The 25,197-nt window shown below is 60.9% G+C and carries 28 protein-coding genes and 2 pseudogenes; 8 read left to right on the top strand and 22 right to left on the bottom strand.

Annotated elements, in window-relative coordinates; translation table 11 throughout:
* Positions 1-8: 8 nt before the first annotated feature.
* The 5 genes from BKD14_RS15920 to BKD14_RS15900 form a co-directional block, all read right to left on the bottom strand.
* Positions 9-290, bottom strand: coding sequence for a VirB3 family type IV secretion system protein (locus tag BKD14_RS15920; RefSeq protein WP_075657220.1), 282 nt, complete (start codon positions 288-290; stop codon positions 9-11).
* Complete coding sequence (locus BKD14_RS15915; protein WP_075657219.1) at positions 290-622, bottom strand: TrbC/VirB2 family protein; 333 nt, start codon at positions 620-622, stop codon at positions 290-292. The genes BKD14_RS15920 and BKD14_RS15915 overlap by 1 nt, the downstream gene beginning before the upstream one ends.
* Positions 619-1,602, bottom strand: a complete 984-nt coding sequence (gene trbB, locus BKD14_RS15910) for a P-type conjugative transfer ATPase TrbB (RefSeq protein ID WP_075657218.1) — start codon at positions 1,600-1,602, stop codon at positions 619-621. The genes BKD14_RS15915 and trbB overlap by 4 nt, the downstream gene beginning before the upstream one ends.
* 149 nt (positions 1,603-1,751) lie before the next feature.
* Positions 1,752-2,228, bottom strand: coding sequence for a CopG family transcriptional regulator (locus BKD14_RS15905; RefSeq protein WP_175576124.1), 477 nt, complete (start codon positions 2,226-2,228; stop codon positions 1,752-1,754).
* Between the two features lie 10 nt (positions 2,229-2,238).
* Complete coding sequence (locus BKD14_RS15900; protein WP_075657217.1) at positions 2,239-4,227, bottom strand: conjugal transfer protein TraG; 1,989 nt, start codon at positions 4,225-4,227, stop codon at positions 2,239-2,241.
* 269 nt (positions 4,228-4,496) lie between these two features.
* Here BKD14_RS15900 and BKD14_RS15895 point away from each other — a divergent pair, with 269 nt between their 5' ends.
* The gene (locus BKD14_RS15895; protein ID WP_075657216.1) at positions 4,497-5,006 is read left to right on the top strand and encodes a helix-turn-helix domain-containing protein; all 510 of its coding nucleotides are present in this window, start codon (positions 4,497-4,499) and stop codon (positions 5,004-5,006) included.
* Positions 5,007-5,010: 4 nt separating this feature from the next.
* Entirely contained in the window at positions 5,011-6,273 is a 1,263-nt protein-coding gene (fabF, locus tag BKD14_RS15890; RefSeq protein WP_075657215.1) for a beta-ketoacyl-ACP synthase II, read from the top strand.
* A gap of 76 nt (positions 6,274-6,349) precedes the next feature.
* Here fabF and BKD14_RS15885 read toward each other — a convergent pair.
* From BKD14_RS15885 to tet(G), 3 genes and pseudogenes are all read right to left on the bottom strand, one after another.
* Positions 6,350-6,558: pseudogene (locus BKD14_RS15885) on the bottom strand (DUF3363 domain-containing protein); the annotation flags it as partial.
* A complete protein-coding gene (locus BKD14_RS15880) occupies positions 6,537-7,454 on the bottom strand; it encodes a LysR family transcriptional regulator (RefSeq protein WP_245293662.1) in 918 nt (305 codons plus the stop codon). The pseudogene BKD14_RS15885 and the gene BKD14_RS15880, both read right to left, overlap by 22 nt.
* An 89-nt stretch (positions 7,455-7,543) precedes the next feature.
* Entirely contained in the window at positions 7,544-8,719 is a 1,176-nt protein-coding gene (gene tet(G) / locus BKD14_RS15875; RefSeq protein WP_075657213.1) for a tetracycline efflux MFS transporter Tet(G), read from the bottom strand.
* A 104-nt stretch (positions 8,720-8,823) separates the two neighbouring features.
* Here tet(G) and tetR point away from each other — a divergent pair, with 104 nt between their 5' ends.
* Positions 8,824-9,450, top strand: coding sequence for a tetracycline resistance transcriptional repressor TetR (tetR, locus tag BKD14_RS15870; protein ID WP_075657212.1), 627 nt, complete (start codon positions 8,824-8,826; stop codon positions 9,448-9,450).
* Here the strand turns inward: tetR and BKD14_RS15865 are convergent.
* The 3 genes and pseudogenes from BKD14_RS15865 to BKD14_RS15855 form a co-directional block, all read right to left on the bottom strand.
* Positions 9,437-9,550: pseudogene (locus tag BKD14_RS15865) on the bottom strand (DUF3363 domain-containing protein); the annotation flags it as partial. The gene tetR and the pseudogene BKD14_RS15865 sit on opposite strands and share 14 nt — an antisense overlap.
* 5 nt (positions 9,551-9,555) lie before the next feature.
* Entirely contained in the window at positions 9,556-10,524 is a 969-nt protein-coding gene (locus BKD14_RS15860) for a LysR family transcriptional regulator (protein ID WP_075657211.1), read from the bottom strand.
* Between the two features lie 9 nt (positions 10,525-10,533).
* Complete coding sequence (locus BKD14_RS15855) at positions 10,534-11,865, bottom strand: DHA2 family efflux MFS transporter permease subunit (protein WP_280949122.1); 1,332 nt, start codon at positions 11,863-11,865, stop codon at positions 10,534-10,536.
* 121 nt (positions 11,866-11,986) lie between these two features.
* On the opposite strand from BKD14_RS15855, the gene BKD14_RS15850 reads away from it, so the two are divergent.
* Positions 11,987-12,595: a TetR family transcriptional regulator C-terminal domain-containing protein gene (locus tag BKD14_RS15850; protein ID WP_075657209.1), complete on the top strand. Its 609-nt coding sequence runs from the start codon at positions 11,987-11,989 to the stop codon at positions 12,593-12,595.
* A 21-nt stretch (positions 12,596-12,616) separates the two neighbouring features.
* Here the strand turns inward: BKD14_RS15850 and BKD14_RS19590 are convergent, their stop codons facing one another.
* From BKD14_RS19590 to BKD14_RS15810, 7 genes are all read right to left on the bottom strand, one after another.
* On the bottom strand, positions 12,617-13,849 hold the full coding sequence (locus BKD14_RS19590; RefSeq protein WP_280949121.1) for a DUF3363 domain-containing protein: 1,233 nt from the start codon (positions 13,847-13,849) through the stop codon (positions 12,617-12,619).
* 1,135 nt (positions 13,850-14,984) lie between these two features.
* Positions 14,985-15,917: a lytic transglycosylase domain-containing protein gene (locus BKD14_RS15835; protein WP_075657206.1), complete on the bottom strand. Its 933-nt coding sequence runs from the start codon at positions 15,915-15,917 to the stop codon at positions 14,985-14,987.
* Positions 15,914-16,249, bottom strand: a complete 336-nt coding sequence (locus BKD14_RS15830) for a DUF736 domain-containing protein (protein WP_075657205.1) — start codon at positions 16,247-16,249, stop codon at positions 15,914-15,916. Before BKD14_RS15830 ends, BKD14_RS15835 begins: the two co-directional genes overlap by 4 nt.
* A gap of 35 nt (positions 16,250-16,284) precedes the next feature.
* A complete protein-coding gene (locus tag BKD14_RS15825; RefSeq protein WP_075657204.1) occupies positions 16,285-16,830 on the bottom strand; it encodes a S26 family signal peptidase in 546 nt (181 codons plus the stop codon).
* Positions 16,827-17,345: a DUF2840 domain-containing protein gene (locus tag BKD14_RS15820; protein ID WP_075657203.1), complete on the bottom strand. Its 519-nt coding sequence runs from the start codon at positions 17,343-17,345 to the stop codon at positions 16,827-16,829. The genes BKD14_RS15825 and BKD14_RS15820 overlap by 4 nt, the downstream gene beginning before the upstream one ends.
* Positions 17,346-17,403: 58 nt before the next feature.
* A complete protein-coding gene (locus BKD14_RS15815; RefSeq protein ID WP_075657202.1) occupies positions 17,404-18,480 on the bottom strand; it encodes a replication initiator protein A in 1,077 nt (358 codons plus the stop codon).
* Positions 18,481-18,750 carry a helix-turn-helix domain-containing protein gene (locus BKD14_RS15810; RefSeq protein ID WP_075657201.1) on the bottom strand — a complete coding sequence of 90 codons (270 nt, stop codon included), beginning with the start codon at positions 18,748-18,750 and terminating at the stop codon, positions 18,481-18,483.
* A 460-nt stretch (positions 18,751-19,210) separates the two neighbouring features.
* On the opposite strand from BKD14_RS15810, the gene BKD14_RS15805 reads away from it, so the two are divergent.
* Positions 19,211-19,498: a DUF2285 domain-containing protein gene (locus tag BKD14_RS15805; protein ID WP_075657200.1), complete on the top strand. Its 288-nt coding sequence runs from the start codon at positions 19,211-19,213 to the stop codon at positions 19,496-19,498.
* Between the two features lie 18 nt (positions 19,499-19,516).
* Here BKD14_RS15805 and BKD14_RS15800 read toward each other — a convergent pair whose 3' ends face one another.
* The 3 genes from BKD14_RS15800 to BKD14_RS15790 all read right to left on the bottom strand — a co-directional run bounded on the left by BKD14_RS15800 (position 19,517) and on the right by BKD14_RS15790 (position 21,024).
* Positions 19,517-20,038 carry a DUF2285 domain-containing protein gene (locus BKD14_RS15800; protein ID WP_075657199.1) on the bottom strand — a complete coding sequence of 174 codons (522 nt, stop codon included), beginning with the start codon at positions 20,036-20,038 and terminating at the stop codon, positions 19,517-19,519.
* 46 nt (positions 20,039-20,084) lie between these two features.
* Positions 20,085-20,300 carry a DUF6499 domain-containing protein gene (locus tag BKD14_RS19585; RefSeq protein ID WP_075657198.1) on the bottom strand — a complete coding sequence of 72 codons (216 nt, stop codon included), beginning with the start codon at positions 20,298-20,300 and terminating at the stop codon, positions 20,085-20,087.
* 196 nt (positions 20,301-20,496) lie between these two features.
* Positions 20,497-21,024: an antirestriction protein ArdA gene (locus BKD14_RS15790; protein ID WP_075657197.1), complete on the bottom strand. Its 528-nt coding sequence runs from the start codon at positions 21,022-21,024 to the stop codon at positions 20,497-20,499.
* 422 nt (positions 21,025-21,446) lie between these two features.
* Here BKD14_RS15790 and BKD14_RS15785 point away from each other — a divergent pair, with 422 nt between their 5' ends.
* The 3 genes from BKD14_RS15785 to BKD14_RS19580 all read left to right on the top strand — a co-directional run bounded on the left by BKD14_RS15785 (position 21,447) and on the right by BKD14_RS19580 (position 23,725).
* Positions 21,447-22,313, top strand: coding sequence for a DUF4231 domain-containing protein (locus BKD14_RS15785; RefSeq protein WP_075657196.1), 867 nt, complete (start codon positions 21,447-21,449; stop codon positions 22,311-22,313).
* Between the two features lie 10 nt (positions 22,314-22,323).
* Entirely contained in the window at positions 22,324-22,818 is a 495-nt protein-coding gene (locus tag BKD14_RS15780; protein WP_075657195.1) for a TIR domain-containing protein, read from the top strand.
* Positions 22,819-22,885: 67 nt separating this feature from the next.
* A complete protein-coding gene (locus BKD14_RS19580; protein ID WP_075657194.1) occupies positions 22,886-23,725 on the top strand; it encodes a hypothetical protein in 840 nt (279 codons plus the stop codon).
* Between the two features lie 84 nt (positions 23,726-23,809).
* On the opposite strand, the gene BKD14_RS15770 is transcribed toward BKD14_RS19580, so the two are convergent.
* On the bottom strand, positions 23,810-25,165 hold the full coding sequence (locus BKD14_RS15770; protein ID WP_075657193.1) for a hypothetical protein: 1,356 nt from the start codon (positions 25,163-25,165) through the stop codon (positions 23,810-23,812).
* Between the last annotated feature and the right edge of the window lie 32 nt (positions 25,166-25,197).

Genomic DNA, 25,197 nt, shown 5'->3' with positions numbered 1-25,197 from the left:
ACGCGCCCTCACACCGCCAGATGGCCGGGGATGCGCAGATGCCGCCTCCCGACCTCGACGAATTGGGGATCGCGCTTCGCCGCCCACACGGCCGCGAAATGGCCGATGGCCCATAGGGCGAGGCCCACCAGCCAGAGGCGCAGGCCGAGGCCCACGGCCCCGGCCAGCGTTCCGTTCATGATGGCGATGGCGCGCGGTGCGCCGCCGAGCAAAATATGCTCGGTCAGCGCCCGATGGACCGGGACCGAAAATCCCGGCACGGCGTCCAGTTGCTCGAACGCGGCGGCCATCAGATGAGCGCCCCGCCGCCGAACGAGAAGAAGGACAGGAAGAAGCTCGATGCGGCGAAGGCGATGGACAGGCCGAACACAATCTGGATCAGCTTGCGGAAACCGCCGCCTGTATCGCCGAACGCGAGGGTCAGGCCGGTCACGATGATGATGATGACGGCGATGATCTTGGCGACCGGCCCCTCGATGGACTGGAGGATTTGCTGCAAGGGCTGTTCCCATGGCATCGACGAACCGGACGCATGGGCGGCCGGGGCGAGCATGACGCTGAGGACAAGGGCATATGCGGCAGACGCGGCGAAGCGATAGCCGCGCGAAATCGTGCGGATCATGAAGATTCTCCTGTGCTGGTTTGGATTGCGGGGATGATGCGGTAGTCGCCGTCCGGCCTCAGCCCTTCGACGCGGGCAAGCTCGGCAAGCCGGCGCGCGGAACCGCGCCCGGAAAGGACGGCAACAAGGTCGATGGTCTCGGCGATCATGGCGCGCGGGACGGTGACGACAGCCTCTTGAATGAGCTGTTCAAGGCGGCGCAGCGCGCCGATGCCGGAACCGGCATGGATGGTGCCGATCCCGCCCGGATGGCCGGTGCCCCACCCTTTGAGCAGGTCGAGGGCTTCCGATCCGCGCACCTCGCCGATGGGGATGCGATCCGGGCGCAGGCGCAGCGAGGAACGGACCAGATCGGAAAGCGTCGCCACGCCGTCTTTCGTCCGCATGGCGACAAGGTTGGGCGCGGCGCATTGCAGCTCGCGCGTGTCCTCGATGATGATGACGCGATCCGCCGTCTTCGCCACCTCGGCGAGCAGCGCATTGGTCAGTGTGGTTTTGCCGGTGCTGGTGCCGCCCGCCACGAGGATGTTGGCGCGGGAAGAAACGGCTGCGCGTAACGTCGTGGCCTGATCGGCGGACATGATGCCCGCCGCCACATAGTCGTCGAGGCTGAACACGGCGACGGCGGGCTTGCGGATGGCGAAGGTCGGGGCGGCGACCACGGGCGGCAGCAGGCCCTCGAATCTTTCGCCCGACTCCGGCAACTCGGCCGAGACGCGCGGGCTGCGGGCATGAACCTCCGCGCCGACATGATGCGCGACCAGCCGCACGATGCGTTCGCCATCGGCGGCGGACAGGCGCTCTCCCGTGTCGGAAAGCCCTTCGGACAGGCGGTCGATCCACAACCGCCCGTCCGGGTTTAGCATCACCTCGACCACGGCCGGGTCTTCGAGCAGCCGGGCAATGGCGGGGCCGAGCGCGGTGCGCAACATGCGCGCGCCGCGCGCAATGGCTTCCGGTTTTTGGTGGTTGGTGGTCATGTCGGCCCCGTTTCTTCATGGGGCGCGACAGGCGATCCCCGGATCGGGGTCGATTAAGAGAGACCGAAATGCGGCCGGTTCAACAAGTATCTAAGCGGCGGCGGTGATCGGCGGCGAACGGCGGTAAATAGGATGGGTCCGAATACTTACTATTGATCGCCGTTGATCTGTGTCTCGTCTGGCACGGGATCGTCGTGGAGCGAGTCGAGGTCACGCGACAGCTCTTTGAGAAACCTGTCACCCGTCGCCAGACGCCGGCCGAGATTCTGCATGAAGCCCTCGAACCGCTCCGCGCCTTTGGCGCGGGCAGCGGATTGCGCGGCTCCCGTAAGGGGCGGTGTGATGGTCATCCAGAAATGGATGAACTGCGCGACCGTCTCGCCGAGGACGGCGAGATCTAGGTCGAGCGTGTCGATCTGGCGGCCGAGCTTGTCCAAGCGGCGCGACATGGCGGCTTCAAGCTGGTCGTCGGCATCGCCGGACAGGTAGGACATGACAGCCGCCTCCACGATGGCGGATTTCGAGACATTGCGGCGCAGCGCCACCGAGCGACGTAGCGCCATCGCCTCGATCTGCGGAATGAGCGCGGGGTCGAAATAGATATTCAGGCGGGTGCGTGTGGTCATGGGCGTGTCCTCAAAGGTCGATTCCATCATCGGGGTTCATCGCCACCTGCCGCGCGACCATCTTCATGCGCTGACGCATGGCGCGGGCCTTGGCCGCGTCAACGTCCGGCTCGTCGTCCAGAAACTCGAACTCCTGTTCGGGCGACGGCGGCGGCGTGACGATTTCCTCATGCTCGGGCAATTCCGGCTCGCGGCGGATGCCGGCATTGGCCGGATCGCCATCGGCCCCGTCTGCGGCGGCCGGCGCGGAATGGCTTTCCGCCGCGACCACGCGGCCGGACCAATCATCGGCGGATGGGCTGGGCGCCAGCGGAGCGGCGACCGGATCGGGCGGGGTCAGGATGCGTTCCTGCAACCGTGCGTCCTCGAAATAGCGGGCTTTGGTGGCGCGGATCGGCGGCGTGCCCGCGACCATCACGATTTCATCGGTGGGCGGAAGCTGCATGATCTCGCCCGGCGTGAGCAGCGGCCGGGCCGTCTCCTGCCGCGACACCATGAGATGCCCTAACCACGGCGCAAGGCGATGGCCGGCATAGTTGGTGGAATCGCGCAGCTCGGTCGCGGTGCCGAGCGCATCGCTCACTCGTTTGGCGGTGCGTTCGTCGTTCGTGGCGAAGCTGACGCGCACATGGCAGTTGTCGAGAATTGCATTGTTCGGGCCATAGGCGCGCTCGATCTGGTTGAGGCTTTGCGCGATCAGAAAGCCCTTGAGGCCGTAGCCCGCCATGAAGGCCAAGGCGGACTCGAAAAAATCCAGACGGCCGAGCGCGGGAAACTCGTCCAGCATCAACAGCAACCGATGCCGCTTGCCGGAGGTGGTCAATTCCTCCGTCAACCGCCTGCCGATCTGGTTGAGGATCAGGCGGATGAGCGGCTTGGTGCGGTTTATGTCGGACGGCGGCACGACCAGATAGAGCGTGACGGGCTGGCGGCTGCCGACCAGATCGGCAATGCGCCAGTCGCATCGTGCCGTCACCCGCGCCACCACGGGATCGCGATAGAGGCCGAGAAACGACATGGCGGTGCTCAATACGCCCGACCGTTCGTTCTCGGATTTGTTCAACAGCTCGCGGGCCGACGACGCGATGACTGGATGAACGCCGGCCTCGCCGAGATGCGGCGTATCCATCATGGCACGCAAGGTCGCCTCGACCGGACGGCGGGGATCGGACAGGAAGTTGGCGACGCCCGCCAAGGTCTTGTCCTTCTCCGCATAGAGAACATGCAGGATCGCGCCGACCAGCAGCGAATGGCTGGTCTTTTCCCAATGGTTGCGCTTGTCGAGACTGCCTTCGGGATCGACCAGAATATCCGCGATGTTCTGCACGTCGCGGACTTCCCATTCCCCTTGCCGGACCTCCAGCAGCGGGTTGTAGGCCGACGATCTGGCGTTGGTCGGATCGAACAGCAGCACGCGGCCATGCTTCGCGCGGAAGCCCGCTGTTAGCGTCCAGTTCTCGCCTTTTATGTCGTGAACGATGGCGGATGCCGGCCATGTCAGCAGCGTCGGCACCACCAGCCCGACACCTTTGCCGCTGCGCGTCGGGGCGAAGCATAGGACATGTTCGGGACCATCATGGCGCAGATAGTCCCGGTCGTATCGGCCGAGCAGGACGCCATCGGGGCCGAGCAATCCGGCCGCGCGGATTTCCTTGTCCTCGGCCCATCGCGCCGATCCGTAGGTCGCGACGTTGCGCGTCTCCCGCGCCCGGATGATCGACATGAAGATGGCGACGACAATGGCGAAGAAGCCGCCCGATACCGCGATGATGCCGCCCTCGACGAAGATCGCGGGCGCGTAGGCATCGAACGAAAACCACCACCAGAAGAAGGCGGGCGGATAATAGACCGGCAGGCCCGCCAGCTCGAACCATGGTGCTCCAAGCTGCGGCTGGAATCCGAGGCGGAACGCCGTCCATTGCGTCGCTGCCCACACCATCACCAGAACGATGGTGAAGACGACAGCGATTTGACCCCAAAGGATTCGTCCTCCGCGCAATGCAGGCTCCAGTCAGCAAAAGAGACGGAGCCGATCAGAGAGTAGGCAAAATCGGGACAGGCAACAGGAAAGGGGGTGCGGGAGGGCTGCCGGATACTATCGGCGGCAAATAGGACAGGGTGCCTTCACCGCCATCCGGCGGGATGATCGCCGCTGCCCAACTGGCCGGGCGAATCGCCGCAACAGACGCATCGGATGGCCCTCGCGTCATGTCGCCGCTGTCATAGATGTAACTTGCATAATAGAAGTTACATCATTATGGATGTGCCATGCAACGAACAAGCTTTCTGTCATCCGAATGTCCCGCAGCCCGCGCGCTGGAAAGCGTCGGTGACTGGTGGAGTATCTTGATCCTGCGAGACGCCTTCCAAGGGTTGAGCAAATTCGATGAATTCGAGAAGAATCTCGGTATTTCCGCGAACATTTTGGCGAGGCGATTGAAACACCTCACGGCGGAAGGACTGTTTGAAAGGCGACGATACAATGATCATCCGCCTCGATTTGAATACGTCCTTACCGACAAGGGGCGAGATTTTTATCCGGTAGCAATCGCCCTGTTCGCATGGGGGAACCGGAACCTTGCGCCCAATGAAATAGCCATGCGCCTTGGAGACAAGAAAACCGGACGGGAGAGGACCGCCCTTATCATCGACGCGAATACAGGAGAAGCAATCACTCCTGAGAACACCGTTCTTCTGGCAGGCCCCGCCGCAACAGAGGAAACGATGCGCGTCATACATCGCGTGAAGCGAATAAGCTCAGAAAAAGAAACGGAATAATCCAATGCGCCGAATTGTTGTAACCGGCATGGGTTTAGTTGGCCCTCTTGGTTCTGGCATCGAATCAAGCTGGAAAAGACTTCTCGACGGGAAATCGGGAATCAGGAGTTTGCCCGATGAAATCTCCAACGATCTACCGGTGAAAATCGGGGGAATCGTTCCTAGCCTGATTGAAGATTCCGAAGCCGGTTTTGATCCCGATTTAATCGTTGACACAAAGGATCAACGAAAAATGGATCGCTTCATTCTGTTTGCACTTGCGGCCGCGAAGGAGGCTCTTGAAACGGCGGGATGGCATCCCACGAGCGACTACGAACGCGAGCGCACGGCGACAATTATCGCCTCTGGTATAGGCGGGTTTCCTGCTATCGCTTCGGCCGTTCGCATAACGGATACACGGGGAGCACGGAGGCTCTCACCCTTTACCGTGCCATCGTTCCTCGCCAACCTCGCGGCAGGACAGGTTACCATCAGGTATGGATTTACAGGCCCAATTGGCACGCCTGTAACCGCCTGCGCTGCCAGCGTTCAGGCCATCGGAGACGCCGCGCGGCTGATACGCTCCAACGAGGCCGATATCGCTCTGTGCGGCGGAGCAGAAGCGTGTATTGACAAGGTTAGTCTCGGGGCATTTGCCGCCGCGCGAGCACTATCCACCGGCTACAATACTACCCCGGAACTGGCGTCGAGGCCGTTCGACGCCGGGCGCGATGGTTTCGTAATGTCCGAAGGGGCGGGTCTGATCGTCATAGAGGAATTGGAACATGCCCTGGCTCGGGGTGCCACGCCCATAGCCGAATTGGTGGGATACGGCACAAGCGCTGATGCACACCATATGACTGCCGGTCCAGAGGACGGTCGAGGTGCGGCCCGTGCGATGAAAATCGCGCTCCAGAGTGCCGGATTGAAGCCAATCGATATACAGCATTTGAACGCTCATTCGACCTCCACCCCCGTAGGAGATCGAGGAGAAATTGCCGCGATAAAATCCGTGTTTGGCAATCATGATGTGGCGGTAAGCGCCACGAAATCGGCGACCGGACACTTACTTGGTGCCGCAGGCGGCATTGAGGCGATTTTCACGATACTCGCCCTACGGGATCAAATCGCTCCCCCAACGAGAAATTTAGCAAACCCCGATCCTGCGGTCGCAGGTATCGACCTCGTTTATCAGTCTTCACGTCCCATTCTCATGGAACATGCCATTTCCAACGGGTTCGGCTTTGGCGGCGTTAATGCAAGTGTCGCTTTCCGGCGATGGCAGTAACAGTTCTGGACGGTGGCTTCCGCGACCACTTCGGTTCGCTACGCTGTTGAGAGGAAGGCCGAATATAGCGTTGATCCTATAGCGCCAGTCCTATCTGCTCGCGCAACTGCCACGATACCGATCCACCCTGCACGATGCCATGACCTCGCTGCCGAGCTTGCGGTTGATGACCGGCCGCGACGGGACAAGGGTGCGTTTATGGCTCTTTTCAACCACAGCGAACTTGCTGCTGGATAATTGTACGATGCCGATGGACCGGCAGCTCACGCCCTCGCTATCCGTGGCAGTACCGAATTCGTGCAGACCTGCCGGCCCATGTCGTTGGCGAGACTGAGCAGGTTACGAAGCGCCGCGCTGCGGTTGGACGGCGACCAGACAGCCGAGAAGGCGACCGGCTCCGGCTCGTCGGCGAAGGGCAAGAAGACAATGCCGGTTGACGGCAACAGCGCCGTGGCCGCACTGACGATGGTGATGCCGAAGCCCTGTCCGACCATGGACAGCAGCGCGCCGCGCCCCACGTCGAAGCGTAGGATCGACGGCGCGGGCCAGAGTCCGGCATGGCGCAGCACGATATGGCTATGAACTTGCGGGCCAGTGCCGCCATGCCGAACAAGAAACGTCTCGCCCGCCAGATCGGCCCATGCAACGGCCGACCGCTCGGCGAACGGATGCCGCTCCGGTAACACCGCCACGAGCGGTTCGGTCCATATGTGGCGGGAATGGCAGTCGGGCAGCTCGGGCGTGCCGGCCACGAACACCACGTCCAGCCGGTCGGCGCGAAGCTGCATGACCGCATCGCGGGCCGTACCTTCGGTCATTTCGACTTCAACGCCGGGGTGGTCTTCGCGGTATTGGCCGATCAGCTTTGCGAGGAAGCTGCGAGGGATCAGGGCATGGATACCGATGCGAAGCCGGCCGCTTTCTCCGGCTGCCGCCATGCCGGCGGTCTTCACCGCATGGTCGAGTTGGTCGATGCCTGCGGCTATCCGCTCGACGAAGTGGCGTCCGGCCTCGGTCAACCGAACACCCCGCGCATGGCGCTCGAACAGAACGATGCCAAGGTCTTCTTCCAGCGCCTTCACGCGGGCGCTGACGCTGGATTGCGCCACGCCGAGCGCATTGGCGGCGTGGCGGAAGTTCAGATATTCGGCGACGGCGAGAGTGTGAACTAAGGTCATCATCGGCACTCGCCCCGAGAGGAGATGATGGCTCAACGGATTTAATCCGTCATTCCTCGTAAGTCTACGCATACCAATTCGCCATGACTCAATCACAATGAAGTTGCGAAAGGTCTGCGTAGTATTGGCAGACATATTAAATAGAGGGTCGCGCCGACAATCCAAACCCAACCGTTCCATGCTCCGGCGGTGGCAGAATAGAGTGCTGTGAAGCCAAGCGGTCCTGCGATAGAGCTTAGATTGGTGAGGCTCGTTAGCGTTCCCTGCAAAGCCCCTTGCTTGTTACTGCTGACATTGTTTGAGAGCATTGCCTGCAAGGCCGGCATGCCAACACCCCCGGCGGCAAGCAGCAACAGAATCGGGAACACCATCCATCCCTGCGTGGCAAAAGCCAGAAGAACGAAGCCAGTCGCATCCGCAGCCATGCCAAACAGTAGCGTGCGCCGCTCTCCAAGCCGGCTTGAAAGCGGGCCGGTAACAAACGCTTGGAAGATCGCATGTGTTGCCCCAAACGCCGCGAGCGACAAACCAACGGTCGCGGTGTTCCACTGAAAACGGTCCTCGCCATAGATGACCCATAGGGACGCAGGCGCTTGGCCGATCAGTTGAATAATGAAGAAAACTGCGAAAAGCGCAGCTAGCCCGCGCAATGCATCATCCAGCCGGAACAGAATGAATGGTTTGATGCGAACCGGCTTTCCGGTCCCGCCATGGCTGCGATGAGTTTCCTTGAGCAAAATGCAGGCAAGCAGGAACGCGAACCCGTTGAGAAGGGCAGCGGCGACAAACGGAGCATGAGCAGAAATACCGCCGAGCATGCCACCAAGTGCTGGCCCGGCAATCATGCCTGCCCCATAACAGGCCCCCATGTAGCCGAACCAGCGCGCGCGAGAATCTTCCCCCGTCGAATCAGCAATGGTTGAGGCAGCTACAGCTCCGGTTGCGCCCGTGACGCCGGAGACGAGTCGGCCGATATAGAGCACCCATAAGACCGGCGCAGATGCCATAATCATGTAATCGACTGCGGCTCCCGCAAGAGAAGCCAGAAGAACCGGACGCCGACCGTAAGCATCCGAAAGTTGTCCAAGCACGGGCGCGAAGACGACCTGCATCAACGCATAGAGCGACAGCAAGGCACCATAGTGACCAGCGACCTGCTCTGCTGGCACAAGCTCACGCAAAAGCGTCGGAAGGACGGGCATGATGAGGCCGAGACCCATGGCGTCGAGACCCACGATCAGCAGGGCAATGATGGCAGAGCTGCGCACCTGAAACTCCAGCGCCGCTCAATGCGAGCGACTTTATCAATGATAAGGACATAGACATAGAACTTATCGGTGATAAATTGTCAAGCGTTGGCGAAGGAACGTGAATGACCAAACTGGACAAGGGCACCGTGATCGCAGCGGCGCTGGAGCTGCTGAACGAGGTTGGCATGGACAACCTGACGACGCGAAAGCTCGCTGAACGCCTCAAGGTTCAGCAGCCTGCGCTTTACTGGCATTTCCAGAACAAGCGCGCGCTGCTTGACGCTCTTGCGGAGGCGATGTTGATGGAACGCCACACCCGGTCCCTGCCCAAGGAAGGCGAGGACTGGCGGGTGTACCTGAAAGAAAACGCCCTGAGTTTCAGAACGGCGTTGCTCTCTTATCGCGACGGCGCGCGTATCCATGCGGGCACCCGACCGACAGAACCGAATTTTGGCACCGCCGAGGCACAAATACGCTTTCTCTGCACAGCGGGCTTTAGCCCGAAGCGCGCCGTTTGGGCGCTCCGGGCGGTCAGTCACTATGTGGTTGGTTCCGTTCTCGAACAGCAGGCATCTGATGCCGATGAGAGAATTTCGGACAGGCCAGATGTGTCCGAGCAAGCACCGTCGTCCTTCCTGCACGATCTGTTTCACGAGTTGGAAGCAGACGGCACGGATGCTGCGTTCAACTTCGGACTCGACAGCCTCATCACCGGTTTCGAGCGGCTACATTTATCTACAATAGATTAGAGGCTATCCCCCTCTGCCGCCCGAGTTGCCGCGACACCGATCCGTCCTGCACAACGCCCATGACTTCCTGGCCCAACTGGCGGTCGATGGTCGGCCGCCAGCCGGCTAGATATAGTCGGTGCGGACTAGCTGGCCCATGTCGCTGGCGAGGGTGAGCAGGTTACGAAGCGCCGCGCTACGGTTGAACGGCGACCAGATGGCCGAGAACGGAACTGGTTCCGGCTCATCCGCGAACGGGACGAAGACGACGCCGGATGTTTTCAGCAGCGACGTAGCCGCACCGGCGATAGTGATGCCGAACCCCTGTCCGACCATGGACAGCAGCGCGCCGCGCCCAATGTCGAAGCGCAGGATCGACGGGGCGGGCCAGCGCCCGGCATGACGTAGCACGATATGGCTATGAACTTGCGGGCCGGTGCCCCCATGGCGGACAAGGAACGTCTCGCCCGCCAGATCGGCCCATGTGACCGATGATTGCCCGGCGAGCGGATGCCCCTCCGGCAGCGCCGCCACCAGCGGTTCGGTCCAGATCGGGCGGCTATGGCAGTCGGGCAGTGCGGGCGTGCCGGCAACAAACACCACGTCCAGCCGGTCTGCGCGAAGCTGCATGATCGCATCGCGGGCCGTGCCCTCGGCGATCTCGACCTCGATGCCGGGATGTTCCTCCCGATACCGTCCGATCAGATCGGCGAGGAAACTGCGCGGGATTAGGGCGTGGATGCCGATACGAAGCCGGCCGCACTCGCCTACCGCCGCCATGCCTGCGGTCTTCACCGCATGGTCGAGTTGATCGACGCCGGCCGCGATCCTCTCCACGAAGTGGCGTCCGGCTTCGGTCAACCGGACGCCCCGCGCATGGCGCTCGAACAGGAGGATGCCAAGGTCTTCTTCCAGCGCCTTCACGCGGGCGCTGACACTCGATTGGGCCACGCCGAGCGCATTGGCGGCGTGGCGGAAATTGAGATATTCGGCGACGGCGAGCGTCTGGATGAGCGACGCGAGGGGGATGCGCGATCCGAGCGCGGTCGGCGCTCCCCATGGGCGATCAATCGTATGTGTGGCACGACGACGCATCACTCACCACTAATCGGATTGTTTCAATGGCGGTTTCAACAGCGTCGATGTGACCATTGATGCAACTGCGAAGGCGACTAAGAGAGCGCCCCCCCATCCGTAAGCCAGTTGGTTGTCCGTCGTCGCGGCTTGCTCAAGCACAATGACTGTGGTGATCGCGCCCAGCGCACCGCCAAGACGTTGGGCGATGTTGATAATTGTCGCCGCGTCGCTTGTCTCATTCTTCAAAACAGCGGCATAAGCGGCAGTCATGGCTGGCATTTGTGCCAATGCCAACCCACCTCCACGGACAAATAGTATAGAAGCTAAGGCGAGTGGCAGCATTGAGGGCCAAAAGAAGGCTGCCGTGCTTAGCAGTAGTATTGTGCTTCCGACTAAACAAACTGCGAGAGCGCCGTAGCGGTCAGTAAGGTTGCCTGCGATTGGCAAGATGACCGCTGACCCCAAGCCCATCAAAAACAACATCAAACCAGCATCAGTCGGAGACTGATGCAAACTGTCTTGCAAAAATATCGGTATAAGGAGCAACCCGCCATACATTGCAGCCCCCGTAAGGCTCGCGGTGACTACGGCAGCCGCAAAACCTGCTCGGCGGAATAGTCGAATGTCGATCAGCGCGTTTCTTGAATGGCGAGCATGTATGATGAAAGAGATAGTAAGGATAATTCCGAGTATAAGGGAAAGGATTGATGATGTGGTAATGCCCATCGCTCCGATCCCAGCGCTACCATACAACGCGAGTGGAAGCCCCAAGCCAATTAGTATTACCCCGATGGTATCGAGCCGATTTGTATGTGACACTTCGTCCGGTGGCAGCACATACTTGGCTGCGACCGCTGCGATGATTCCTACCGGCAAATTAATCCAAAACAACCAGCGCCAAGACAAGTTATCAATCAGCACACCGCCTAGCCCCGGCCCCAATGCGGGGCCAAGCGCGACTGCAAAGCCTACTGTTCCCATCAAACGGCCGAGTTGTTGGCGATTGGCAGCTTCGCTAAGCATCGCTTGTCCTACTGGCACCATCAAACCGGCAGCCAGCCCTTGCAAACATCGAGCGACGATTAATGTCGTCAGGTCACGCGATATTCCGCACAATACAGACGCAGCGACAAACACAAGAATGGCGGCCACCCAGACGCGGCTTGAACCGAAACGTCGTGCGAGCCACGCGGTCAACGGGAGTGAGAGTGCGAGCGTAATAAGGTAGCTCGTGGCGATCCACTGGACGTCCGCTAACGGCGCACCGAACTCTCGACTGATCGTGTCGATGGCAAGATTGGCGACAGTGGAATCGAGCATGGCCATGAACGCGCCGGACCCCGTGACTGCGGCAACCATCCAAAGACGAAGCGAGATGCTGGGAGGGGCTGACGACATGAGGTTACGACACCAGAGGACTCAATTGGATTTTCATGATACAGTCGTATCATGAAAACTCTGCGGAACCAAGGGAACCTTTATGCCAAGAACGGTTGACCACGATGAACGCCGATCAACGATCTTAGAAGCGTTTGTCACGCTGGCGGTGCGAGAGGGCTTGCACGCCGTTTCCATGCGCTCAGTGGCTTCCGAGGCCGGGATATCGCTTCGTCTCGTGCAGTATTATTTCAAGACTAAGAGCGGCTTGATGCGGGCAGGACTCACGATGCTGGACAGGATGAGCAACGAACGGTGGGCGTATCGCGCCGCCAGTTCGCCGGAGCCATCGACCGCTACAGAAATCCTAAAGGCCCTCTTTGTAGAAGCTCTGCCGACCGACTCACGGCGGCGCGATTTTCATCTGCTTTGGATGTCCTATGCGGTGCTAGGAATGACCGACACCGAAGTTCCAAACCGGATGTTCGTTGAAGGCCCGGATCGGTTGCTTCAGCGCATTGTCTCGCTTTTGAAGCAAGGACAGGGAGCAGGAGAGTTCGACGCCGAACTAAATGCCGATGATGAGGCCGCTATTCTACTAGGGCTGATGCACGGCCTTAGCACTGCTGTGATGATCGGGCTGCAAAGTGGAGAGGCTGCACTGAGACTTCTGATCCTTCACCTTGACCGGCTGAAGAGACTAAAAGCTTAGCGCCATGCGCGCGTCCGGCAGTTAGAGGCTTATACCCCTTTGCCGCCCTAGCTGCCACGATACCGATCCGCCCTGCACGACCCCCATGACCTCGCGGCCGAGCTGGCGGTCGATGACCGGCCGCCATGGGACAAGCGTGAACTCATGGGGTTGCTCGACCACGGCGAACTTGCCGCTCGATAGCTGCACGGTGCCGGTGAACTTGCCGCTGACGCTTTCTCCGTCCGTGGCGGCACGGAACGGCAGCGCCTTGCGCTCGGCCATCTCCGCGCCGATGCGGGCAACCTCCCGCTCGCGCAAGGTGGCGAGAAGGCTGCGCCGGTAGAAGATGCGGCCGTTCCGTGCTCGGGTGGCATCGCCCTGTTCGATATGATGCTCGCGGCGATGGTCCATGGCTTCGCGCACCTGCTGGCCGAAACCGGCCGGCGCAAGGTCGGCCGTTTCCCCATGGACCAATCGCCGGTCCAACCATGTTGCGCCGTCCGAACGTATCTGCCTTTCCAGATTGACAGGGGACAGGACGCGAACGCTGGCCTGCCGGTCGCGGCCGGCGTCATAGGCGGCGGCGCGGCTGACCAGATCATCGGGGATGCGCCATTGGTCGGCGTCGATCCGCTCGACGATCCCCGCGCGGCGTAGCGCCTCCAGCCGCCGGACATGGGCATCGACATAGCCCTCATAGTCGCCGCCCGGAACACGGCCCTCGAACTTCGCCTGCTCCATATGCCGGCTCGGCCGATAGATGCCGTCCTCGGCGATGGCGGTGATGGTGCGGTCGGACGGCCGGGCCGTCACCTCGGCCGGGCCGATCTGGATGACGCTGCCGATGCGGGCTTCCTCCAGCCGCTCAGGCGCGATACCGGCGATATGGTGCGTCCGCCCGTCGATCCCGTCCACTACTATGGTGAGGTCTTCGCCTAGCTCGTCGGATAGGTGCTTATCCACGACACGCCCGAAGATAGGCGTCTCGGGCGCTCCGTCATGGATTTGGAAGCTCATGGGATCGCGTTCGCCGCCCTGCGGGCCGAGCGCCTTCTGCATGGTGCGGATAATGTCGCCACGCTCGCCTAGCTCGCGCAGGGCTGGCTCCATGTCCTTGCTCAATTCCCAAACGGCGGGCGCGTGCTCGGTCGCCAGCCCCATCTTCTCCAGCTTTGCGAGGCGTCGCAGGCGCAGCGTCCGCTCGAACTGCCGTTTCGGCTCTGCCGGTTCATGGCGCAGGTCGAGGAAACGGGCATCGGCTTCTTCGGACATGGCGCGGTCGATCCGGGTCAAGCGGTCTTGGTCGATTTCGGCCGACAGTTTGCGGGTCTGCTCGATCTCGGTCACGGGGCCGAGTTCAAGACTGGCAAGCTCGCTGGCGCGTTCGCGCAGGCCGGCGGAAAGATAGTCGCCGTTGATGACTAGATCCCCGCCCGTGTCGTCGCGGCCGTTGACGATGATATGCACATGGGGATGGCCGGTGTTGTAGTGGTTGACGGCAACCCAATCGAGTTTCGTGCCGAGGTCGGCTTCCACCTGTTTCATGAAATCGCGGGTGTAGGCCGTGAGGTCCGACAGCTCCGCGCCGTCCTCGGGCGAGACGATGAATCTGAATTGGTGGCGGTCGTCCGTGCCGCGATCAAGGAAGGCGTCGCCATCGGCGCGGTCCTCGGTCGCCGAATAGAGCCGGCCCCGCTCGCCGTCGCGTGACGTACCGTCGCGCTGAACATAGCGCAGATGCGCGCGGGCGCGTCCGCCCTTCCACGCGGCCCGGACGCTGCGCTGCTTGACGATCACGCGGCGGTTGCCGGGCTGACGATGATGCCATCGGCCGGAGATGTTCCGGGCGCGGACGAAGCTCGCGCCCCGGCCGCGCTTCACGCCCTTGCCGCTGGCGACCACGGCACGGGACCGCCCCGACGATGACGGGCGAGCGGATGACGGCATGGAAGGATCGCGGGAGGCGGCTGCCTGATGCTGCCGGGTGATCTTCCTGACCTGCGTGAAAAAACTCTTGGTCTTGCCGGCCTTCGGCGTGTCGGATCGGATGCGACCGGGCTTCGGACGGAAGCGGTTTTCGTCGTCGGCGCTCATGGGCGCGACTCCTGAAAAAACCGCCGAAAAACGGCCGATATGGGCCTATGGTGCCGCTCGAAACCCTGCAAAGCCAAGGCTTTGCGCGAAATCGCGGCACGCGGCCCCTCAAAACCATGGTGCCGGAACCGGCAACCTAACCAGTGTGCAGACAACAATAATTTCCAGAAGCGGCCCGATATGGTGCCGTCTTCTTTAATCTTGCCCTCCGCCCTTTCTGTCTTTTCTGCCGATCCCGCCGGGAATCCTGCTGGGCGCAAACCTGCCCGACCGGATGCGGAAACCAGCGTCGCCGAGCGAGGGAACGCCGCCCTCATAGCTTTCCCCCGTCGCTGGCGCTGGCTACGAAAATGCTGCCGTCCTGCGACTCTGCATCGACAGGATCGTGCGCCGGAACGGTCGCGCGGCCGTCGCCGGATCGTGCGTCGGACTGCGGCGCGGCGGCAGCTTGCGTGTCGGCCGGGCGCATGACGAATAGTGGTGCCTCGCGCCAGTCGGGCGGCGGTGCCGGTGGTTGCGACGGCGCACCCGATGGAGCCGCGCCGCCGAGGATCGGAGCGAGCGCGGCGACATAGGCTCGTGTTTCGGCTGGCAGGGTGCGGCCGGTCGCAAGGTATTCGTCATAGCGACCGGGGCCGGCGTTGTATGCCGCGAGCATCGCCGCGACATTGCCGTAGCGGTCGAACATCTCGCGCAGATAGGCCGTGCCTGCGAGAATGTTGTCGCGCGGGTCGTAGGGATCACGGCCAAGACCATAGCGGACGCGCAGGCCCGCCCATGTGTCGGGCATGACCTGCATCAATCCCATCGCCCCGGCCGTTGAGATCGCGCGCACGTCGCCCGCGCTTTCGGCGCGCAGCACCGCGACGATCCAATGCTCCAGTATGCCGAAACGCTGCGACGCCTCGGCAATGTGGGCCGCATGGGGATGGGCTGCGGCCGGGCGCTCCACGGGCGCGGATTGCGCGACCGCGACGCCCGATCCGGCGCAGACAAAAAGCGTGCCGGCCAGTATCAGCACGGCATAATGCCATGCAGTCCTGTCTCCGCTTCGCCACCAGCCTGCCAGCGTGCTCGCTGCGATCAAGGTCAAGGCGCAAGCGCTGGCCGATGGCCGCCCCTGACCTTCGCTGCGCGCGCCGGCCGTCCGGTTGTCGAGCGGGACGGAGGGATGAGACGGCTTTTCCAAGAACAAAGGGATGACGATCTTGGACCGGATAGCAGGCCGGACACGCCCCGCCGTCATTCCTCATCCTCGACTTTCCGGGGGTGCTTCCAACGCAGGGTCCAGACCGAAGGATCGTCGTTGGACTGGAACAGCTTGGCGCGGATCGGGAACGGGAAGATCGGCCCTTCCAGCCTCATCGACACGAACTCGCCGGCATTTTCGCTGGCGTCCTTCCATGCCGGGCCGGCGTCCGGGCCGTTCTCGCTATCGAGGCGCACGCGATAGTCGGGCGCGTTCTTCACGTCGCTCGGCTTAGCCGGGACGATGAACAGCTTTTCGTGAAGGCCAAACGAATGAAGCTCCCCCGCAAAGCCGGTTTCGGTGCGGGCGAAGGTGCCTATCTCTGCCATGGGAAATCTCCTGCGGTTGATTTTCGGGGGGTGTTTCAGTGGGTCGGCGCGCGCCACTCGTAGCGGCCGACGCCTTCCTCATCGGTCCAGAGCGGGACTGCTCGGCCGATGACGGAAGCTGCGGGGATGGGTCCGAAATAGCGGCCGTCGAGGCTGTCGCGGACTTCCCAATTCATGAGGAAAAGCTGGTCGTCGCCGATGACGCGGCAGCCCTGCCAGACGGGCAGATCGCGGCCGAGGCTGTCGCGCTCCAGCGCCTCGCCCATCTCGATCCCGTTCACCGTGATCGTGCGGCCGGCGCGGCAAACCCGCTGTCCGGGCAGGCCCAAGACGCGCTTCAGGAGCGGGACGCCTCGCGCGATATAGCCGCGATCGACCATGAAGCCGGCGAGCGGTTCGGGCGGCATGATGGCGACCAGCTCGGGCACGTCGATCCGGTCTGGCGGCTCAACGGTGTAGAACCCGACTGGCGCGCTGGCGGTGGCGTTCCAGATGAGTTTCGTCGGCGTCTCGACCGCGCTGGCAGCGGCGATGCCGAGCACCGCCAGCGCCGTCACCGTGAGGGTGCGGCGGCGCGTCATGGGTCGATCCTTCGGCGATGAAGCCAAGCGGCATGTCGCTCGGGGGTGTAGGCGTGCGGTTCCAGATTGGCGGTCAAACGGTTGTGGACGTGTCGCCAATGCTCCGGCGACGCATCGGCCGGATCGATGCCGAGCGATTCCACGGCGTCGATGGCGGCAAGCGCGCGCTGCACCTTCGGCCAGCTATCGAGGCGCAACAGGATTTCGCCACCGGGGCGCACGAATGGCAATGTCTGGAACGGCTCGCCGCGCCCGATTGCGCGCACAATGTCGATGCGGGAAACGACAGTGCCATGGTCGCCGTTCGCCCATCGGACGAAGGCGAAGACGCTGCCCGGCGCGAAGCCGACGAAGCTGCGGCGGCGGTCGATGATCTGTTCATAGCTCTTGCGGCCGAACCTGATCCAATGCTCGATGCGGCGTTTCTCGAAGGTCAGCTCAACCAATGTGGTGAAGGGCGCAGGCCCGTCCGGCAGCGGACGGCCGTGCGCGCTGCGGTGGGCGCGACGGGTCATTGTGCGTCTCCGGTGATGTGCTGGGGGCTGCGCGGGCGCAGCGCGTCGAGCGCGGCCGTCATGGCTCGCCCCTTTGGGCAGAACCGGCACCACGCTTCACCTGCGCGCGCGTCAAAGAAAAAGAGTTAGATTCTCTGTTAGATAAGTTAGCGGTCGAATTTCGCTTTTCAGGCCAAAGCGTTAGCTGTGGTTCGTGCGCCTGATCTGCCGATAGTGATGCGCCTGATGTGCCGATACCCCGTGCGCCTGATCTGCCGATGGCATTAACAGGGTTATCAACAGTGCCTGTTGACAGGTTTTCGGGGCGGATACGCAGCAGCTCGCGGCCGTCTTCCCGCTCGATCTGGAGCAGGTAGCCGGGGAGTTGCTGGCGGGCTGCGATGCGGCGAAGGTCGAGCGCGAAGTCGGACGGCCGCGCGAGGCTGCCGGATTTCTGGTGAAGGTGCGCGACCTCGAAAATCCAGCCGTGGCGCTGGTGCCCGGCGTGCTTTCGGGCGACGCGGTAAAGCCATCGCTCGATGCCGCCAGTCAGCCGGAAATAGGCCGGGTCGATGGTCAGGACCAGCGAACGGTCGATGACGCTGTTGTAGAACCATTCGGGCAGGACGAACTCCATGCCCTCGACGCGGCCGGCGCGCGTCGTCATTTCCTCCCACTCGTTGATCCAAGAGAATTGCCGGCGACGCCAATGCGGGCCATTGCGAATGGTGGTGGCGATGACGGTGGATTGCAGCCGCGCCAGCGCGGCTTTCAAAAGCCGGTATTGGTGATTGCCGGTCGGGCGGCCGATGGCGCGCAACAGGTGGTAGGGCGTGAACCGGACGAAGCGCGAAGTCGTGAGGCCGTTGTTTTCGGCCGCGACGATCTGCGAGGCTGCCCATATCAGCACATCAGCGTCCCATATGCTCGCCATCCCATGCTCGGGCATCCCGAACACCTGCACCTCTATGTCGGCGGCCTTGTAAAGAATCGGCTTGGTGCGCGGGGTCTTCGCCAGCGAGAAAAACGGCCGTTCCATCAAGTCGCGTTGGTCGCGCGGCGGCGCGTCGCCCGTTGCGACCACGAAGGGGTCTAGGCGGCTGCGCTCGCTGTCCTCGGTCGGCTGCGCGGGGGCGTGATCGTCCTCGCGCAGCATCTAGCGCTCGTCCCGTTCTTCGGGTGTGAGCGGACGCGCGGGAAAGACCGTGCCGGCGGTCTTGTCGCGGGTGGATTTGCGTTCGCCGACCGCGCTCCAGTCCTCCAGATCGCGGACGGTGTAGAGGACGCGACCGCCGACCTTGCGATAGGTCGGGCCGGTGCCGTAGGTGCGATGTTTCTCAAGGGTGCGGATGGATATGCCGAGGAAGCGCGCGGCTTCCTTGGTGCGCAGCAGGCGCGGCGGCAGGCCCGCAAGTGGGTTGGGCATGGATCACCTCCAGTCGGAAATGGGCTGCCGGGGCGGCAGCAGACTGTGGCGAACCATGGCGAGGGATCGGCGGCGCGTAGCGTGCCGCATTTGCGCCTATGCGCTGGCGGCACCCCCTTCGGGGCGGTGCGCGGCCAATAGATGAGGGATTTCAGCGGCTCATTGCCTGCTGCGCCGAAAAGCCAGAGACATTCCCACGCGGTTCGGTTAAGAATCGCAGCGGAGCAGACGCGCTGCTCTGGGGCGTAGTAACCCCTCACGAATGGCCGGTGCCAGCCAGAACGGCACCAACTCCTTGACCTATGGTCGGGGAGCCTGTGGCGTATACAACAGGCTTTCCGAGCTAAAGGCCATGGGGCCGTTTCGTGACGGTTACTAACTCCCCGATCACCAAGAGTCAGAGAGAATCGTTTGCGGGGGCGCACCGCAGACAAAGCTCTCTCGGATACGGGGAATGACTATGCGGGTGCCCGTCGAACTCGATCCAGATGTGGACGATGAAGCGCCGACCGGCGACACCATAACCGTCTATGACGAACGGCATTACGTCACCTATCTGCGTTTGCTGGATGCGAAGGCCGAGGGTGCGGACTGGAAGGAAGTCGCGCGGATCGTGCTGCACCGTGATCCGGCCGCTGAGGAACTGCTGACCCGCCGTTGCTGGCAAAGCCATCTCGAACGCGCGCAATGGCTATCGCGTGAAGGCTACCGGAAGATTCTGGAGCAGGCGGCAGCCAATAGGGCGTGAGGTCGATGGCCGTGCCCATCAACGCTTGTCGGGCTTGATCGGATAGTGGAGCAGAAGGCGATAGCCCCCGCGCATCATCTTGATGCCGTGCGCGACCAGGCGGCGGGCTTTGTTCTTGCGCGGATCGCTCTCGAAATCCTCCTTCGTGCCGCGAAAGCCGAGCAGGACTTCAGCGATGGTGCGATAGCTTTCGCCGCGCAACCGCGCGTCAAGCGCGCGCAGGGTCAAGATATGCCATTGCCGGAGTTGGGCAGGCACGGCTCGGAAATCAGGACCGGGCGCGCGACCGTTGAGGGACCGCCAGAACCGGCGGACAGCGTGAGCACGCAGTTCCAGAAATGAATCCATCGGCAACGTGACGGCGTAGAATGCGGCGGCATCGGGCACGGCATCGGGCAGCCAGAATTGATGCGCGACGCCATCCACCTGCCAGATGCCGTGCCAACCATCGGCGGCGCGGCGCAGGTCAAGGCCATCGAGATGCGCCAGCGTCAATATTGGTTCGGTATCGCCGTTCTTGTGATCGACCGGCGACAACATCACCGCTTGCGGGTGAAGATTCGGATTCCAGATCGGCGATTGACGGTCATGCGGCGCATCGGGATCGCACGGGAAATCGCAAGCCCCAGCGATGTGCAAACATTTCGAGGTCACTGCCGGTCGGTTCTCCGGTCCTAGCGATGGTCTCGAAGTCCTGACGATAATCGTCATTCCGGCGCAGGTATTCCCAAGCGAAACCGGCGGCCGGAATTTGCTTCGCGTGTCTGTATGCCGCCGGCAAACGCCAGTCGATGCTTAGCATGGCGTCACCTCTCAAAGCCGGGGCGCGCGAGGCTGCGCCCGGACAAGAGAGATTCAAGTATTTATTCAAGTAATATAAGCTGCTCAAAGCAGATATATTGATCGTCTAGCGCGATCAATATTGGTTATTTTCTTCTTAACACTATCTCGTTGAGTTTTACAGTCGTCGCCCGCATGTGCGAGCAAGCGACCGGCCTTCATCTGCTGGAAAACACATGGACCTCATCATGTGCGGTCTCTACGGTGAAAAGGTCGCCACTCATTTCAGCGTCTCGCGCCATTGCCTGCCAATCGACATAGTAGCGTAGCGCCTCGGGAATCGTGATGCTCTCGGTGGTCAGTTCCTCCATGTAATCGGCGAGACTGGCAAACTGACCATGATAGCAGTCCTGCAAGGCGGTTTCGGCTTGGTCCATGTCGCCGACGAACTGCTCCAGCAAGCCCGCGCCGAGTGCGCCATGCTCTGAGATGAAAGCGCCTATATGTGCCACAGTGTCGATGCCGGCATATTCGCTGATCGTGACGCCCTCGAAGCCTTCAAAGTCGTGGATGGCGTATTCCTCTGCGTGCGCGATGGGGGACCGTGCCAGCATGGTCACAATCTCGTCCCTGATTTGGTCCGCGTCCTGATCCGCGTCGATCCAAGCCCCATGCAGATAGCCGTTATTGTAGGCGGCAAGGCAGGCAACATAGATGCGGGGATTGCTGTCGGATACGTTGGTCATGTCTCTGATCCTCGGGTCTGAAGGTCAGCGAAGCGGAACGCCGCGCCTGACCTTATGGCCGTCGCCGAGACTGGGGTAGCAACGAGCAAGGGCGGTCGGGGCGGAGGGGGATCACCCGGCCTGCACAAGCGAAGCGCGGAAGGCTGGGGATACCGCCCCGGACGGTTCAACTTACCTTGCTGGCGCGAGGGCAAAGCCCTTAGCAAACCTGTTGAGCGTCATGCGGCGATAGCCGCGTCTGCCCGGAGGCGAACGCGCTTCCATATTGCGCCGTAGAGAGCCGGAGGGCAGCCAGCGGCGCGGAGCGCCGGGGGATGGACATCCCAGAATCTTCTGGCATTTCTAGGGGACTGTCGTGATGGCGCTTGCTTCTGCGCGCAGGACGCAACAATAATATTTGCAACGGTGACGGGAGGGGCATGATGAAGCACGACGATTACCCTGCGCTGTTTCTAGACGCAGACAACGCTTCCAATATGTATCAAAGAACGTTTCTGCGGCTCATACGTGGCGAATACGTTGCGTTGTTTTTTGCAGCTATATTTTCCATGAGCTTCATGAATGATATTATCTACTACGTGCTTTACGCGGGAGTGTTTGTTGTCGGATTAGTCATCCTCATAGCTCGCGCACACAGTAAACCGGAGCAGTGGTGGTATAGGTGTCGTGCATTAGCCGAAAGCGTCAAAACATTGACTTGGCGGTATATGATGCACGCCGCGCCGTTCGAGGGAGAAGATGCACAAGCAAGGATGCAGTTTCGAGATCAGTTGAATGCAATTTTTCGCGAAAACATAGAAACCGCGAAACGCATTACGGACGATTGGTCTGGAAATGACCAAATCACCCGAGCTATGGACGCCGTGCGAGTTAAAACTCGCGAAGACAGAATGGCGTATTACATAAAGCATCGTGTCGAGGATCAGCGGAGTTGGTATAGGCGAAAATCTAAGGCTAATCGCAATGCTTCCCGGATGTGGGTATGGGTGAGTGGTGCCTGTTACGTCATCGCGGGTTCGATGGCCCTGAGTCGTATCGCTCTACCAAGTTGGCAGTATTGGCCAATAGAGCCGCTCATTGTCGTCGCAGCTTCAATCGTAGGCTGGATGCAAATTAAAAAATTTAATGAGTTATCTGCCGCTTACACAGTAACCGCACATGAAATCGGCTTGATTAAAGCACTAACAGACGACATGAAATCTGATGGGCAGTTCTCAGAATTTGTGAATGATGCGGAAAAAGCATTTTCAAGAGAACATACCTTGTGGCTTGCAAGGCAATCGGACTGAGGGGGAATAGATGTCTGGCGCTGCTTATGTCGTATTTGACGGCGACAATGATAAATGGGCGTACGCCTATATGAACGGCTGGAAGGCCAACAGAAATATAGATTTCACGTATCAGAATGCGCACGATCTGGATACGATGACGGGTCGTGCCCAAGATGAGCAATACGTCAAGTCGAAGCTGCGCGAGAGAATGAGGCAGTCGTCCGCTGTTGTTGTCTTGATAGGTGAAAAAACAAAAAATCTATACAAGTATGTGCGATGGGAATTGGAGCTTGCCCTTGAGCTTGGCCTGCCGATCATTGCGGCAAATTTGAATGAAACCAATCGACAAGATAGCAACAGATGCCCCGCAATCATTCGCGACAAGGGCTGTGTCGTTCACATCCCATATAAGCTTTCTGCATTGAAGCACGCGATGGCTAACTGGCCCAGCGAGTTTAGCCGGCTCAGCTACGCTGATAGGAATGGTGGCGCTAGGCATTATGCGCAGTTCGATGCAAGCTGATTGGATGAGGGCCGGCCTCTACAAGAAGCGTGGAAGCTAAGCCCGTTCCAAAGTGCTTGGGGGAGCAATGTTCAATCTCTTGATGTTCAACGTCGATTGGCACTCGGGTAGAGTCACGGTTCCGATGGGGCGGATGTTTGAATACACGGATGACCACATAACCGAACAGTTCCGTGAAGGCGGGAACCCTCTTCTAGATCGTCTCGCCGCTCTGCCGTGCTTGTTCTGCGAAGAGGGCACGACGGATGAAGCCGCTTATGTCGGTCAGATCAACCGCGCGCGCATCGTCGGCAGGGATGTGTCTCTTGAAGTCAGCTTCGACGGGGAAGTGCCACCGCTACAAAACAGCATGCTTCACGCGAACCGGGCAGAGTTGCACATGCCTCACGACTTCGAGTTTTCGCGGAATCACTGGGCGGTGAAAGACGTAGACCTCTACCGATTCTTGCTCCGCAACGTGCGCCCCCGCCGTCAGCGCCCGGCCGTGTTCCAAATCCCCGAACATGAAAACATCGAGCCTGCCTTAGCATCAGTGATGATGCCGTTCGATGCTGGCTTCAATGATGTCTATGCTGCCATCCAACTTGGTGCTGGCAATGCTGGCCTTCGTTGCAGGCGGGCGGACGATATTTGGGAGAACCCGGCAATCATTCAGGATGTGGTTTCCCTCATCGACCGTTCGCGCGTCGTTGTATGCGACTGCACCGGCAGAAACCCAAACGTGTTCTATGAGGCGGGCATTGCGCACACGCTTGGGCGTGAGGTGATTCTTATCACGCAGAGCGAGCACGATATTCCGTTCGATCTACGACACCTTCGCCATGTCCGTTACCTTAACAATGTCGAAGGGCGCGGCGCTCTAACTGCTACGCTACAAAGCAGGATGCAGACCATCCTAGGGCACTAGACGAAAATGGGCTGGTTGAACGTTGGATTACGCATTCGGCCGCCTAAAGGCTGACGAGCAAGACACCACGCAATATCGATCACTTTAACGTATCCTCAACTGCGCCGGATCATCACCTGACGCGTTCTTTTCGAACCAGTTGAGGCAGCCTAGCAACGCCAGCCGGGAAAGGGTTTCTGCCAGCCCGCGCATTTCCGACCAATCCTGCGCCAACCGCTCGCTGGTTCCATGGACGGTTCGGCTGCGCCCTTCGCTATATAGCCGGGCGACAGCTTGCTTCAATGTGGGTCCGCCGCTCCTGTAGATGTTGTCGTCATCGTCCCATCCCACTCGTGCCGTTAACAGTGCTCGAATCTCTGGCTCGCCGTTGCCACAGGCCAGCCCATCCAGCACCGCGACAAACTTTACGACTGCCATTGCATCGACAGCTTCACGGCATGCTTCGTGAAACCAGAGTACCGCCTGCATGAGCACATTGTTCAGGGCGGGGCGAGAAACCCGCCCTGTCGCGTGAGTAACGAAGTCCAACACTTCGCCCGCAGCACCAAACAGCGGGGCCAGCCTCTTGGCCTGAACTTGCCATTCACCGGGCTTGAAAGTGTACCCCGAAGGTAGATGCGAGAGCTTTGAGCCAGCGAGCGTGATCTTGCCCGGTTCAAATGTCAGGACACGAACCTGCCGGAAATTCTGGTCGATAAGGAGCCGGAACCCGTCAAGAGCCGATGAGGGTTTGTCCCAAGCAAGGGCGACAATGGCGAGTGCCATTCGCGCCGCAGTGATCGCCTTCTGCTTTCCGGATTCGGGCGGAAGTCCCTTTGTCTTTACACTACACACGAATGGGCATGCACCGACGACAGCTAGAACGTCCTTCTCCCTGATCTGGTCAACAACATCCTTCCGCTTGGCGAGCTTGCCACCCGCCCACTTTCTCCTGATCCTTTTGGCTGTAACCTTGCCGATTTTCTGCTCGGTCTCCATGCGGGCCAGCCACTGGTGGCGAGCCTCAATAACAACCGGGCCGACGCGGATGGGCTCGATGTCATCGTTGCTTTCAAACAGCGTGCAGCCTACCGCGTATTCCCGATCCCCATTCTTCGACCTTGCCTCGTCCAGTGCCTTACGCAACTCCTTCCTCACGGTGTCAACCGCAAGGGGATCGTCCAGGTCAATCGACGCCAAAGGCGGCCCGAGCGACTTCCGAACCAGCGCCCGCCATTCGGCATTGGAAAATTGACGCGTTGCGGCGGTATCGTTCTCAATAAGCAACTTCGATAGTTCGGTAATTGAACGCTCAATGTTTTCGTTCACGAGCAGCGAGCCACGGTCGCCCCCGTCAATCAGGCCGGGAAATCCGTGATTTGGGCCGGGAAATTCGTCCGCAACCTGTATAGCTTTCAATTCGGCGATTATGCTGCCGATGATATCTTTGAGTCCTGCCAACGCTTCCCCCAGAATCGGTTACTTCAGTAGCG

The organism is Pseudochrobactrum sp. B5, from assembly GCF_001939785.1.
Classification (GTDB): Bacteria; Pseudomonadota; Alphaproteobacteria; order Rhizobiales; family Rhizobiaceae; genus Pseudochrobactrum; species Pseudochrobactrum saccharolyticum.
The sequence above is the reverse complement of the archived record's forward strand: the minus strand, read 5'-3'. Positions and strand labels throughout refer to the sequence as shown.